The sequence below is a fragment of the Allobosea sp. 47.2.35 genome, from assembly GCF_024655635.1.
GTDB lineage: Bacteria > Pseudomonadota > Alphaproteobacteria > Rhizobiales > Beijerinckiaceae > Allobosea.
Genome location: NZ_JANLGI010000041.1, coordinates 1 through 12,516, shown reverse-complemented (window position 1 = coordinate 12,516; position 12,516 = coordinate 1). Strand labels below are relative to the sequence as shown.

Here is a 12,516-nt window from a genome sequence, read left to right as displayed (position 1 = left end):
CGCTGGCCGGCCGGCTCGGACGGAAGATCGGAGGCGACGAGATAGGGCATGGGCGATCTCCTCAGGCGGCCCGAGCCGGGGAGGCGGCGCGACCGCGCGCCTCCAGCGGCACGAAGGGCAGGTTCTCGGGGCCGACATAATTGGCGGAGGGCCGGATGATCTTGTTGTCCTGGCGCTGCTCGATGATGTGCGCGGCCCAGCCCGAGGTGCGCGAGATCACGAAGAGCGGGGTGAACATTGCGGTCGGTACACCGAGCATGTGGTAGGAGACGGCGCTGAACCAGTCGAGATTGGCGAACATCTTCTTGGTCTCAGCCATTACCGCCTCGATCCGGTCGGCGATCTCGAACATCTTCATCGAGCCCGCCTCACGCGAGAGCCGGCGGGCGACCTCCTTGATCACGACATTCCGCGGATCGGCGATGGTGTAGACCGGATGACCGAAGCCGATCACGACCTCCCTGGCCTCGACGCGGCGGCGGATATCGGCCTCCGCTTCGGCGGCATCGGCATAGCGTTTCTGGATGTCGAAGGCGGCTTCGTTGGCGCCGCCATGCTTGGGTCCGCGCAGGGCGCCGATCGCGCCGGTGATCGCCGAATAGATGTCGGACCCGGTGCCGGCGATCGAGCGGGCGGTGAAGGTCGAGGCGTTGAACTCGTGCTCGGCATAGAGGACGAGCGAGGTATGCATCGCCCGCACATGCTCCGCGCTCGGTCGCTTGCCGTGCAGCAAGGTGAGGAAGTGGCCGCCGATGCTGTCGTCATCGGTCTCGACCTCGATCTGGCGGCCGTTCTGGGCGAAATGATGCCAGTAGAGCAGCATCGAGCCGAGCGACGCCATCAGCCGGTCCGCGATGTCGCGCGCGCCGGGATGATTGTGGTCATGCGCCTCGGGCAGGACGCAGCCCAAAGCCGAGACGCCCGAGCGCATCACGTCCATCGGGTGGGCCGCTGCCGGAATCGCTTCCAGCGTGGTGCGCACAGCCGCCGGCAGGCCTCGCAGAGAGCGCAGCTTCGCCTTGTAAGCGGAGAGCTCGGCCGCTGTTGGCAAGGTGCCGTGGACGAGGAGATGCGCGATCTCCTCGAACTCGCAGGTCTCGGCGACGTCGAGGATGTCGTAGCCGCGATAGTGCAGGTCATTGCCGGTCCGCCCGATGGTGCATAGGGCGGTGTTGCCGGCGACGACGCCGGACAAGGCCACGGACTTCTTCGGGGCCGGCTTCGGCGCGATGCTCTCCTGGCTCATGATGTCCTCCCTCGTCAGGCCACGACGGAAAGCCCGGAGCGGGCCTCGCCATGGCCGCCGTTCCAATCGAAGATGCCGGTGGTGCGCGTGCCGAGCAGGCTCGGATCGACCGCGAAATTCAGGCTCGCGAGGTCGTCCGCCTTGAGCCGCTCCAGCCGAGAGACAGCACCGAGGAAGCGCTCCTGCTCGGCGGCTGAGACGATACCTTCGGCCAGAGTGCGGAACTTCTCGATGTACTGGGCGCGGGCGAAGGGGCGAGCCCCGAGCGGGTGAGCATCGGCGATGGCGAGCTCGTCGGTGATCGTCGAACCGTCCTGAAGCGTGACGACGACGCGGCCGCCGAAGGCTTTCTCCTGGGGATCGTGGCTATGGTAGCGGCGGGTCCACTCGGGATCCTCGACCGTCGAGATCTTGTGCCAGAGCGCGATCGTCCCGGGGCGATTGGCGCGCTCTGGCGCATAGGAGCGTTCATGGTGCCAGCCGCCATCCTCAAGGGCGACGGCGAAGATGTACATGATCGAGTGGTCGAGCGTCTCGCGGCTTGCCTTCGGGTCCATCTTCTGCGGGTCGTTGGCGCCGGTGCCGATCACGTAATGGGTGTGATGGCTGGTGTGGATGACGATGCTCTTCACCCGAGCGACGTTGCCGATCTTCGGGCCCATGCGGCGGGCGAGGTCGATCAGCGCCTGGCTTTGGTATTCCGCCGAGTGCTCCTTGGTGTAGGTCTCCAGAATCGCGCGCTTTGGCTCGCCCTTTTCGGGCAGAGGCACCTGGTACTCGGCCTTAGGACCCGAGAGCAGCCAGGCGATGAAGCCGTCCTCGCCTTCCCACGCCGGGGAGGGTGCGCCTTCGCCGCGCATGACGCGATCGACGGCCTCGACCGCCATCTTTCCCGCGAAGGCGGGGGCATAGGCCTTCCAGCTCGAAATCTCGCCCTTGCGCGACTGGCGCGTCGTGGTGGTGACGTGCAGCGCCTGCTGCACGGCCTGGTAGATGGTCTCGACCGGCAGATTCAGGGCGGTACCGATGCCAGCGGCAGCCGCCGGGCCGAGATGGGCGATGTGGTCGATCTTGTGCTCGTGCAGGCAGATGCCCTTCACCAGATCGACATGGGTCTCGTAGGCGGCAGCGAGACCCCGAACCAAGGCCGTGCCGTCAAGCCCGCAATGCTGGGCAACCGCAAGCACCGGCGGGATGTTGTCTCCGGGATGGGAGTAGTCGGCGGCGAGGAAGGTATCGTGGAAATCGAGCTCGCGGACGGCGACGCCATTGGCCCAGGCCGCCCATTCCGGCGAGACGCGGCGATGCGCGGAAAGACCGAACACGGTCGCGCCGGGCTTGAAGGGATGGGCGAGGGCCTGCGTGCGGGCACTGGCGACCGGGCGGCGCGTCAGAGAGGCCGCGGCGACCGCTGCATTGTCGATGATGCGATTGCCGATCATCTCGACGACGGCGGGCTCGACCGGCACCGGATCGGCCGCCATCTCGGCAAGTTTCCAGGCAAGCTGCGCCGGGCGCGGCAGATGCTCTGCGGATTTGTGGGTGCGGACGCTGTGCTGCTTCACGACAGGACTTCCTCGTGCGGTGTGGATCTTGACGAAACAGGAATGCGGATCGGGCGGCCGTTCGCGGAGACCGCGACCATTTCGAAGGCGCCACGCACGGCGAGGCGCCGATCTCCGGAGATCAGGGCTTCGGCGACCACCTCGACCGTGACCGTCATCGAGGAGCGGCCGACGCGGGTGACGCTCGCGGTCAACTCGACGAGTTCGCCGACCTTCACGGGCTCGTGGAATTCGACCTTCTCCGAGGTTGCCATGACGACGGCGCAGCGCGCCCGGCGTGTCGCGGCGACGAAGGCGGCCTTGCCCATGAGGCTCAGCGCATGGCCGCCGAAAAGCGTGCCGTAATGGTTGGCCTGTTCCGGGAAGACCATTTCCACGAAGCGCGTCGGCGCTTCCTCGCCTTCAGTCTTCCGGGGTGCCGATATCGACATGCTGTCGCGCTCATCCGCTTGCAATCGCGAGTTGACTTCGCAATATCTGCGAAGGGATAAGCGCATAAAGGGCTGAAATTGCGGAGTTTTGCGAAGCTAAAGCGGCGAAATTGCAAAGGTTGCGAAGTCGCCATTGGTTACGAGGGAAAGCCATGAAGAAGGCCTTCATGGGCGTCCGTATCAAGCGACTGCGCGAGGAACGCCGGCTGACTCAAGCCGGGCTTGCCTCGGCGCTCGGCCTATCGCTGAGCTATCTCAATCAGCTCGAGAACAACCAGCGGCCACTGACGGTACCGGTCCTGCTCAGGCTGAATGCCGCCTTCGGCGTCGATGTGCAGCTCTTCTCCGAGGATGACGAAGCGCGGCTCATCGGGGATCTCCGGGAGGCGCTGACCGATCCAGGCATCGGCGAACAGATTGCGACGGCGGAGTTACGCGAACTCGCCTCCAACATGCCCGCGGTCGGGCGGGCACTCGTTACGCTTCATCGGCGCTATCGCGGCGCGCTCGAACAGTCCGCCGCGTTGGCGTTGCGGATGGGCGATGACCGTCAATCCACGCTGACCACGACGGCCTCGACGCCGTTCGAGGAGGTGCGGGACTTTTTCTATGAACGGCATAACCATATCGATTCACTCGATCAGGCGGCCGAGGCGATCGCGCGGGAGCTCGGGGCGGATGGAGCGGAGGTCGAGGCGCCGCTGGTCGAACGCCTGCAAGGAAGGCATGCGACGCGGATCGCCGATCTGAAGCTCAATGGCGAGGATGAGGGCCAGCGTCATTTCGATCCGGCGGAAGGCGTGCTCCGACTGTCCTCCCATCTCGAGAAAGGGCAGCGCGCCTTCCAGATTGCGACCCAACTTGCCTTCCTGGAGCAGAGGGAAGCGATCGACGATCTCGTCGCGACCGGCCGCTTCGGCAGCAATGACTCCCGCCGCTTGGCCCGCATCGGGCTCGCCAACTATTTCGCCGGGGCGCTGATGCTGCCCTATCGGACCGTCCTGAAGGCCGCCGAAGCCTGTCGATACGATATCGAGCTGCTCGGCCAGCGATTTGGCGTCGGGTTCGAGACGATCTGTCATCGGCTCTCGACCTTGCAGCGGCCGGGTGCCCAGGGCGTGCCGTTCTTCTTCATCCGTGTGGATCGCGCCGGGAACATCTCGAAGCGGCAATCGGCTACGGATTTCCACTTCTCGCGTGTGGGCGGCACCTGCCCGCTCTGGAACGTCTATGACGCCTTCGCCCAACCTGGTCGCGTGCTGACGCAGGTGGCGCGGATGCCCGATGATCGTACGTATCTCTGGGTGGCGCGCTCGGTTTCCCGAGGAAGAGGAAGCTATCACCAGCCGCGGAAGACCTTTGCGGTCGCGCTGGGCTGCGATCTGCGCCACGCGGGCCGCCTCGTCTATTCCGATGGCCTGGACTTGACGAACAGCGATGCCGCGACGCCAATCGGCGCCGGATGCAGGATTTGCGAACGCCCGGCCTGTCCCCAGCGCGCGTTTCCCCCTGTCGGACGGCCACTGCATGTGGACGAACAGAGAAGCGCGTTTGCGCCGTACGCGGTGAAATAAAGCCTGGGCAGGCTCGATCGACCAGGGGGAGCGCGGTCGAATGGGCTGGCGGGTGGAGACGATGGGTTCGGGATGAGGGCGCTCGATGAGCGGAGCCGTTGCGCGACGCTGGAAGAATGCGACGATGGTTACCGCTTGACGAGCCGCATCCCCCGCGATGCGGCGCTTGGCTCGCGATTGCGCGCAAAGGAACTCCGTCGGATCGTCAGGCGGATGATCCGCCACGCGAAGCCGATCTCTCTCGTCGCCAACGAATATGAGGTTTCCGCAGTCTTCGATGGCAGCGAGCCGGAAGCGAACATAAGACGCCTGATGAACGACCTGGATCGGCGTGTGGACGAGTTTCGAAGGGAGCGTCTGCACCGCAGGTGGTCGATGAACTCCTTGAAATCTCTTCCCGGGAACGTCGCCGGTGGATCGAGGACGGGAGATTGCCGATCTCGGGCAGTGGATCGTTCCGCCGGGGTTGGCAGGCCATACAGTTCCCACTCCATCCGTCCGGCAAATTAGCAGGCCTCTTGGACGCTCCTGGCATCATTGCAGAATGGCGCGAACTTGATCGCGTCGGGGACCGCGATGGCGATCCCCGCTCTTCACAGGTGTTCAGCTAAAGGCATCGCGACCCATTGACACCCGTGAAGCACTGGATACTAGATGTAGTTGTCGATGGTCTCTCGAATCGCAAGATCGAGAGCTAAGAGGGAAGCCGGTGAGAGACCGGCGCTGCCCCCGCAACTGTCAGCGGCGAGCTCGCGTCCATGCAAGTCACTGAGGCCGCAAGGTCTTGGGAAGACGGACGAGAGCGGCGACCCGCGAGCCAGGAGACCTGCCACGACCCTTGTTTACGTCCTCGGGCGGGGTGTCCCGGTGGTGCGCTTGGCAGGTCGCGGCATCGTATCGCCGCGCGCCTTCTCGACGCGACCGCTCGGCCTTTGCCCCCAACATCTTGGGGTTGATGCCGATGTCTCTTTCTCTCGAAGCCGAACGGCCTGTGCCGGCGCCGCTGGGTGCCGAACCTGCTGCATCGCCGCGCGCGGCGGCGGCGGAGCCCGGCTACCAGCTCATCCGCCGCAACGGCGCGGTGACGCCCTTCGACCCCTCGAAGATCGCGGTCGCCCTGACCAAGGCTTTCCTGGCGGTCGAGGGCGCGAGCGCCGCCGCGTCCCGCCGCATCCATGACGTCGTCGCCGACCTGACTGAGCAGGTCGTCTCCGGCCTGACCCGCCGCGCCGCCACCGGCCGCACCTTCCATATCGAGGACGTTCAGGACCAGGTCGAGCTCGCGCTGATGCGCGGCGAGCATCACAAGGTCGCCCGTGCCTATGTGCTCTATCGCGCCGAGCGGGCGCAGGAGCGGGCAAGGGCGCAGGCCGAGGCGGCGCCGGTCGCCGCCGTAGCCCCGTCACTGCAAATGAAGCTCGCCGACGGCACGCTCGTTCCGCTCGACGCCGCCCGCCTCGACAAGGTCGTGCGCGAGGCCTGCGCCGGGCTCGACGGCGTCGCGGCCGAGCCGGTCCTGATGGAGACCCGCCGCAACCTCTATGACGGCATTTCGCTCGACGAGCTGGCGCTGGCGCCGATCCTGGCCGCGCGGACCCTGATCGAGAGCGAGCCGAACTATTCCAAGGTCTCCGCCCGCTTGCTGCTCGACAAGCTCCGCCGCGAGGCGCTGAGCTTCGTCCACGGCCATGCCGAGCAGGCCACGCAGGAAGAGATGGCCGCCGGCTATGGCGAGTATTTCGAAGCCTATCTCAAGACCGGCATCGAGAACGAGCTGATCGATCCCGAACTCGGACGCTTTGACATTGTCCGCATCGCAGCGGCGCTGAAGCCCGAGCGCGACCTCCAGTTCGACTATCTCGGTTTCCAGACGCTCTACGACCGCTACTTCCTGCATGTCCGCGGCAACCGCTTCGAGCTGCCGCAGGCCTTCTTCATGCGCGTCGCGATGGGGCTCGCCATCCGCGAGATCGATCGCGAGGGCAGGGCGATCGAGTTCTACGACCTGCTGTCCTCCTTCGACTTCATGGCCTCGACGCCAACCCTGTTCAATTCGGGCACGCTGCGTCCGCAGCTCTCCTCCTGCTTCCTGACCACGGTGGCCGACGATCTCGACGGCATCTTCAAGGCGGTGAAGGACAACGCGCTGCTTGCCAAGTACTCGGGCGGCCTCGGAAATGACTGGACGCCGGTGCGCGGTCTCGGTGCCCACATCAAGGGTACCAATGGCGAGAGCCAGGGCGTGGTGCCGTTCCTGAAAGTCGCCAACGACACCGCAATCGCCGTCAACCAGGGCGGCAAGCGCAAGGGCGCGGTCTGCGCCTATCTCGAGACCTGGCATGTCGACATCGAGGAGTTCCTCGACCTCCGCAAGAACACCGGCGACGACCGCCGCCGTACCCATGACATGAACACGGCGAACTGGATTCCCGACCTGTTCATGCAGCGGGTCGAGGCCGGCGGCGACTGGACACTGTTCTCGCCCGACGAGGTGCCGGACCTGCACGACCTCTATGGCAAGCCGTTCAAGGCAGCCTACGAGGCCTATGAGGCGAAGGCGGCCAGCGGCGGCATCAAGGTGTTCAAGCGGATCAAGGCGCTTGATCTCTGGCGCCGCATGCTGACCATGCTGTTCGAGACCGGCCACCCGTGGATCACCTTCAAGGATGCCTGCAATCTGCGCTCGCCGCAGCAGCATGCCGGCGTGGTGCATTCCTCGAACCTCTGCACCGAGATCACGCTCAACACCTCGGCCGACGAGGTCGCGGTCTGCAATCTGGGCTCGGTCAACCTTGCGGCGCATGTCACGGCCGCGGGCCTTGATCAGGCGCGTCTCGCCCGCACCGTGAAGACCGCGATGCGCATGCTCGACAACGTCGTCGACATCAATTTCTACACGATCCCCGAGGCGCGCCGCTCGAACATGCGTCATCGTCCGGTCGGCCTCGGCATCATGGGCTTCCAGGACGCGCTCCAGATCCTGCGCCTCCCGGCGGCGTCGGAGGAAGCGGTCGCCTTCGCCGATAGCTCGATGGAAGCGATCAGCTTCCATGCGATCTCCGCCTCGGTCGATCTCGCCGCCGAGCGTGGGCGCTATCCGAGCTTCGAGGGCTCGCTTTGGTCGAAGGGCATCCTGCCGATCGACTCGCTCGACATCCTCTCGGAGGCCCGCGACGGCGATGTCGAGCTCGACCGCTCCGCAACGTTGGACTGGGAGAGCCTGCGCCAGCGGATGAAGACCACCGGCATGCGCAACTCGAACACGATGGCGATCGCGCCGACCGCGACGATCTCGAACATCGTCGGTGTCTCGCAATCGATCGAACCGAGCTACAGCCAGCTCTACGTCAAGGCGAACATGTCCGGCGACTTCACCGTCGTGAATGCCGGGCTGGTCCACGACCTCAAGGCGAGGGGGCTCTGGGACGAGGTGATGGTCTCGGACCTCAAGTACTACGACGGCAAGGTCAGTGGGATCGACCGCGTTCCGGCCGATCTCAAGGCGCTCTACGCCACCTCCTTCGAGATCCCGACGGAGTGGCTGATCAGGGCGGCGGCGCGCCGGCAGAAATGGATCGACCAGGGCCAGTCGCTCAACCTCTACATGGCGCAGCCCTCCGGCCGGAAGCTCGACGAGGCCTATCGACTGGCGTGGCGGCTCGGCCTGAAGACGACCTATTATCTGCGCGCGCTCTCGGCGACCCATGTCGAGAAATCGACGCTGAAGGGCACCGACGGCAAGCTCAACGCGGTCTCGGCCACCGTTCCGGTCGCAGCGAAGGCGGCGGCGCCGATCATCGTCGATATCCCCTTGGAGAACGGCATGGCCGTGCCCAATGCCTGCTCGATCGACGATCCGACCTGCGAAGCCTGCCAGTAACGGTCGCTGCCACTCGAATCCTGGCGACGATCGTGCCTGGGGCTGCTCCCGGGCACCCGCGCCCATCAAATCAAGAACGGAACGCCCCTATGCTCGACTGGTCCGACACCAAGCCGGCGCCCGCCGCCAACCCCGCCATCCTGACCAATGCCCCCGCCGCGGATGCCACAGGCCTCGGTGAGATCGACCGCAATGGCGGGCGCGTCACCGTTGACGAGAAGCGCATGATCAATGCGCGGGCCGACGTGAACCAGCTTCTGCCGCTCAAGTACAAATGGGCCTGGGAGAAGTACCTCTCCGGCTGCAACAACCACTGGATGCCGACCGAGGTCTCGATGCAGGCCGATATCGCCCTATGGAAGTCGAAGGACGGGCTCAGCGAGGATGAGCGGCGCATGCTCAAGCGCAATCTCGGCTTCTTCGCGGCGTCCGAGAGCCTTGTCGCCAACAACATCGTGCTGGCGATCTACCGCCACCTGACCAACCCGGAGTGCCGGCAGTACCTGCTGCGCCAGGCCTTCGAGGAGGCGATCCACACGCACACCTTCCAGTACATCGTCGAGAGCCTCGGCCTCGACGAGGGCGAGCTCTTCAACATGTATCGCGAGGTGCCCTCGATCACCGACAAAGCGGCCTGGGCACTCAAGCACACGCAGAGCATAGAGAACCCGGAGTTCCGCACCGGAACGGCGGAGAACGACCAGGCCCTGCTGCGCGACCTGATCACCTTCTACGTGATCTTCGAAGGCATGTGGTTCTACACCGGCTTCGCGCAGATCCTCTCGCTCGGCCGGCGCAACAAGATGGTCGGCATCGCCGAGCAGTACCAGTACATCCTGCGCGACGAGTCGATCCATCTGAACTTCGGCATCGACGTCATCAACCAGATCAAGATCGAGAACCCGCATCTCTGGACCAAGGCCTTCCAGGACGAGGTGCGCGGCATGCTGCGGGAAGCCGCCGAGCTTGAAGCGGCCTACGGTCGCGACACCATGCCGAGGGGTTTTCTGGGCCTGAATGCCGCGCTCTGCGAGCAGTATATGCACTTCATCGCCAACCGCCGCTGCGCGCAGCTCGGCCTGGCCCCCGTCTTCGCCGAGACCGAGAACCCGTTCCCCTGGATGTCCGAGGCGATGGACCTCAAGAAGGAGAAGAACTTCTTCGAGACCCGCGTCATCGAATACCAGAACGGCGGCGCGCTCAGCTGGGAGTGAGCCGTGGCGGATATCCGCGCGAGTGGCTGGCACTCGTCGCCGACACCTCGCTCTCGGGCCTGCGCGTGGCTCGCGAACTGGATGGCGTCATTCGCCTGCGCGGCCGGCCGGGGACGATCGTGTCCGACAACGGCACCGAGTTCACCTCGATGGCGATCCTGCGCTGGTGCCAGAAAACCGGCGTCGCGTGGCACTACATCGCTCCCGGCAAGCCGACGCAGAATGCCTTCGTCGAGAGCTTCAACGGACGCTTCCGGGACGAGTGCCTCAACGACACGCTGTTCTCGACGCTCGTCGAAGCCCGCAGCGCCATCGCCTCATGGAAGGAGGACTACAACCGATCGACGTCGTCGATGGTGACGATGATGCGGCGTGGTAGGGCGGCGAGGCGTTCGCGTAATTCGGCCTTCTCGGCGGCGATCGAGCGCTTGCCGTCTAGGCCCTTCGCCGCCTTTGCAATCGCCTCTATGGCCTCTCCGGCAAGCGCCGCCCCCGGAACGACGGCACCGGCGACCTTTGCCAATGTCCCTAAGCCGCCCAGTTGTGCGGCGAAACCGACTACCTCCTTGCCTGCATCGCCCAGTTCACGACGTCGCCGACCGACCGGGTCCCCCGAGCCCTCTTCAATTGTGTCAACGGCAATCGCGAGTTCGGTGAAGAGCGCCAGCAACAAGCTGTCCCTGTCGCCAATGAGCCAAGGCTTGAACTCGATCACCTCCGCCGCAGAGATGGATGCTCGCAAAGCGGCCACGGTCATGTTCACGAGACTGGACTTGCCCGATCCCCAGCGGCCCTCAACTCCGATGACCAAGCCGTCGATGACGGGCTGCCGAAGAACTGCCGCAGCGATCGCTTCCGCAGTCGCTGCGAAGCCCAAGCGATCTTCAGCGGAACTCTCGAGCGCCTTGTCGCCACTCAGATCCAAAGTCGCATTCCTTCGGCGTTTCGAGATCGCCCAGGTGGGTGTTGGGGTGAGGGCGCCGATGTCTCGGCCTAAGCATTTTCCGGCGATCGCTCCGCAATCTCTGGAAATCGAAAGCCCGGCCGAAGCCGGGCGTTCTCACACTTGATGATCCCGTTCCGGAGAGCCCACCGCAGGGGTGCGGCGGACTTCCGCTCTCATCGAGGCGCACTTTGGGTGGGATCTGACCAAACTTCCGGAGCGCCTACAGAGAAATTGTAGCGGTACCCAATGGATGCCGCAGGGCACTCTTGTAGGATGCTGTAATATATAGGTAATTTGTCGAAAGATGCCGCACCAATCTGCGCTTGTCACCCGAAGTGCTTCCTCAGTTTCCCGCTCAGGATATCGAGGCGGTTGCTGAGGCAAACAACAGGTACAAAAATGCCCCCGGAAACCGGAGGCTTGAGGACTGCACATCGATCGTCGGGTAGGCTATTTAACGAGTTCGGCGATGTAATTCTCGACAGCGATCCGCTCGTAAAAACTCGCTCGCACCTTCTCGGGATCGAAAGCGGGCCGAATTCCCTTCTCCCGCAATTTGTCTCCAATCTTTCGGAAGTAGATGCCGTACTCGTGGGCGAGCATATGGAGTGAAGCGAAACGATCGGCAAAACGATCCATATCCTCCTCGGAAACGACGCGTTGCCTCCAGCGGGTTTTGGGATTGATCACCGTACTGACGGGGATCACGCCCAGGTTGATCAGGTTCTGAACAACCGCAAAGTCGGTTTTCAGTTTTCTTTCGACCTGCTTCAGCGAAAGAACGCCCTCGATCGTTTTGTCGAGCAGAGAAAGAATCTCGTCCGGGTCAACCATGATGGATGAGAATCCGGAAACCTCCGGCCGAAACCGCACCCGCCTCGCTTTGCGGCTCAGAATGAGTTCGACTATCTGAACAGCGGTGCACCCCACTCGCGTCGCGGCGGCGGTGATGTGCTCATATCCAGCATCGCTCGGCTCGATTTTGATTGCGTCCTTCATCAGGCGCTCAAGGAACAGGTCCAGATCTCGCTTGGCGAAAGCATGGTTGAACGATTGGTCGCCACCACCGGCCACGAAAGGGCGGAGATGTCCCGCTTCAAAGAGCGCCCGCTCAATGTGGCGTGGAATGTTGAGATAGTGTCCTGCCTGCTTCAGCGGCATTTCTTCCGAAATGAGACAGAGAAGGTCGCGTGCCGCATCTGCTTCGAAGAGGATTCGGTCGTCGGTCAGCGCCAGCTGCTCGGCTGAAATGTGTCCGGCCGCGTGAAGTAGCTTACGCAGCCGCTTGCGATGGGCTCCATATTCTTTCGATGCCGATCGAACCGAGTGAAGGCGTCTCGCTGCGACTTCTCGGCCGAGGATCATATCGCCTGGACCGAATGGGAAGGTCTCGACGACGTGCTGCCGGAATATCTCCTGGACTGGAAGATATGCGGGATCACCGAGCTGTTCCGACAGCCATTTATGGAGCCGTCCGAACAGTGAGCTGAGGCCCCAGTCGCCTCCGCTTTTCGCGTTGGAGTTTGCTTGAAGCCGGGCCAGTAGGTCACGAACCCCCATCTCACCCGCTTCAGCAACCTCAAACCCTGCTGCGCCCGCCTCATACTGTCAAATCGCATTGAAGCGCAGCCCCCTTATCGCGTTGAAGGCTAGCCCCCCT

At 64.1% G+C, this 12,516-nt stretch carries 8 protein-coding genes, 1 pseudogene and 1 riboswitch; of the genes and pseudogenes, 4 read left to right on the top strand and 5 right to left on the bottom strand.

The genetic code is table 11. The features are described 5' to 3' along the window. Positions 1–61: 61 nt before the first annotated feature. The 3 genes from prpC to NUV79_RS24740 are packed head-to-tail and all read right to left on the bottom strand — an operon-like array spanning position 62 to position 3,242. Positions 62–1,246 carry a bifunctional 2-methylcitrate synthase/citrate synthase gene (prpC, locus tag NUV79_RS24750; RefSeq protein ID WP_257735737.1) on the bottom strand — a complete coding sequence of 395 codons (1,185 nt, stop codon included), beginning with the start codon at positions 1,244–1,246 and terminating at the stop codon, positions 62–64. A gap of 14 nt (positions 1,247–1,260) precedes the next feature. Further along, positions 1,261–2,811 (bottom strand): MmgE/PrpD family protein, encoded by a 1,551-nt coding sequence (locus NUV79_RS24745; protein WP_257735736.1) that lies wholly within the window; start codon positions 2,809–2,811, stop codon positions 1,261–1,263. After that, positions 2,808–3,242: an acyl-CoA thioesterase gene (locus NUV79_RS24740; RefSeq protein ID WP_257735735.1), complete on the bottom strand. Its 435-nt coding sequence runs from the start codon at positions 3,240–3,242 to the stop codon at positions 2,808–2,810. The genes NUV79_RS24745 and NUV79_RS24740 overlap by 4 nt, the downstream gene beginning before the upstream one ends. 152 nt (positions 3,243–3,394) lie before the next feature. On the opposite strand from NUV79_RS24740, the gene NUV79_RS24735 reads away from it, so the two are divergent. From NUV79_RS24735 to NUV79_RS24720, 4 genes and pseudogenes are all read left to right on the top strand, one after another. Then, positions 3,395–4,816, top strand: coding sequence for a short-chain fatty acyl-CoA regulator family protein (locus tag NUV79_RS24735; RefSeq protein WP_257735734.1), 1,422 nt, complete (start codon positions 3,395–3,397; stop codon positions 4,814–4,816). Between the two features lie 649 nt (positions 4,817–5,465). Beyond that, positions 5,466–5,664, top strand: a riboswitch (cobalamin riboswitch). A 113-nt stretch (positions 5,665–5,777) separates the two neighbouring features. After that, positions 5,778–8,696 (top strand): ribonucleoside-diphosphate reductase subunit alpha, encoded by a 2,919-nt coding sequence (locus NUV79_RS24730; protein WP_257735733.1) that lies wholly within the window; start codon positions 5,778–5,780, stop codon positions 8,694–8,696. An 89-nt stretch (positions 8,697–8,785) separates the two neighbouring features. After that, positions 8,786–9,910 (top strand): ribonucleotide-diphosphate reductase subunit beta, encoded by a 1,125-nt coding sequence (locus tag NUV79_RS24725; RefSeq protein ID WP_257735732.1) that lies wholly within the window; start codon positions 8,786–8,788, stop codon positions 9,908–9,910. 17 nt (positions 9,911–9,927) lie between these two features. Then, positions 9,928–10,248 (top strand): annotated as a pseudogene (locus NUV79_RS24720) (integrase core domain-containing protein); the annotation flags it as partial. Here NUV79_RS24720 and NUV79_RS24715 read toward each other — a convergent pair. Both NUV79_RS24715 and NUV79_RS24710 read right to left on the bottom strand, forming a co-directional pair. After that, on the bottom strand, positions 10,242–10,721 hold the full coding sequence (locus tag NUV79_RS24715) for a KAP family NTPase (RefSeq protein WP_257735738.1): 480 nt from the start codon (positions 10,719–10,721) through the stop codon (positions 10,242–10,244). The pseudogene NUV79_RS24720 and the gene NUV79_RS24715 sit on opposite strands and share 7 nt — an antisense overlap. Positions 10,722–11,306: 585 nt before the next feature. Then, positions 11,307–12,416 carry a hypothetical protein gene (locus NUV79_RS24710; RefSeq protein ID WP_257735731.1) on the bottom strand — a complete coding sequence of 370 codons (1,110 nt, stop codon included), beginning with the start codon at positions 12,414–12,416 and terminating at the stop codon, positions 11,307–11,309. Between the last annotated feature and the right edge of the window lie 100 nt (positions 12,417–12,516).

Excerpts from the sequence above, each read along its gene's own strand:
- NUV79_RS24735 (WP_257735734.1), top strand. The coding sequence starts at position 3,395 with ATGAAGAAGGCCTTCATGGGCGTCCGTATCAAGCGACTGCGCGAGGAA.
- NUV79_RS24730 (WP_257735733.1), top strand. The coding sequence starts at position 5,778 with ATGTCTCTTTCTCTCGAAGCCGAACGGCCTGTGCCGGCGCCGCTGGGT.
- prpC (WP_257735737.1), bottom strand. The coding sequence starts at position 1,246 with ATGAGCCAGGAGAGCATCGCGCCGAAGCCGGCCCCGAAGAAGTCCGTG.
- NUV79_RS24710 (WP_257735731.1), bottom strand. The coding sequence starts at position 12,416 with ATGGGGGTTCGTGACCTACTGGCCCGGCTTCAAGCAAACTCCAACGCG.
- NUV79_RS24725 (WP_257735732.1), top strand. The coding sequence starts at position 8,786 with ATGCTCGACTGGTCCGACACCAAGCCGGCGCCCGCCGCCAACCCCGCC.
- NUV79_RS24740 (WP_257735735.1), bottom strand. The coding sequence starts at position 3,242 with ATGTCGATATCGGCACCCCGGAAGACTGAAGGCGAGGAAGCGCCGACG.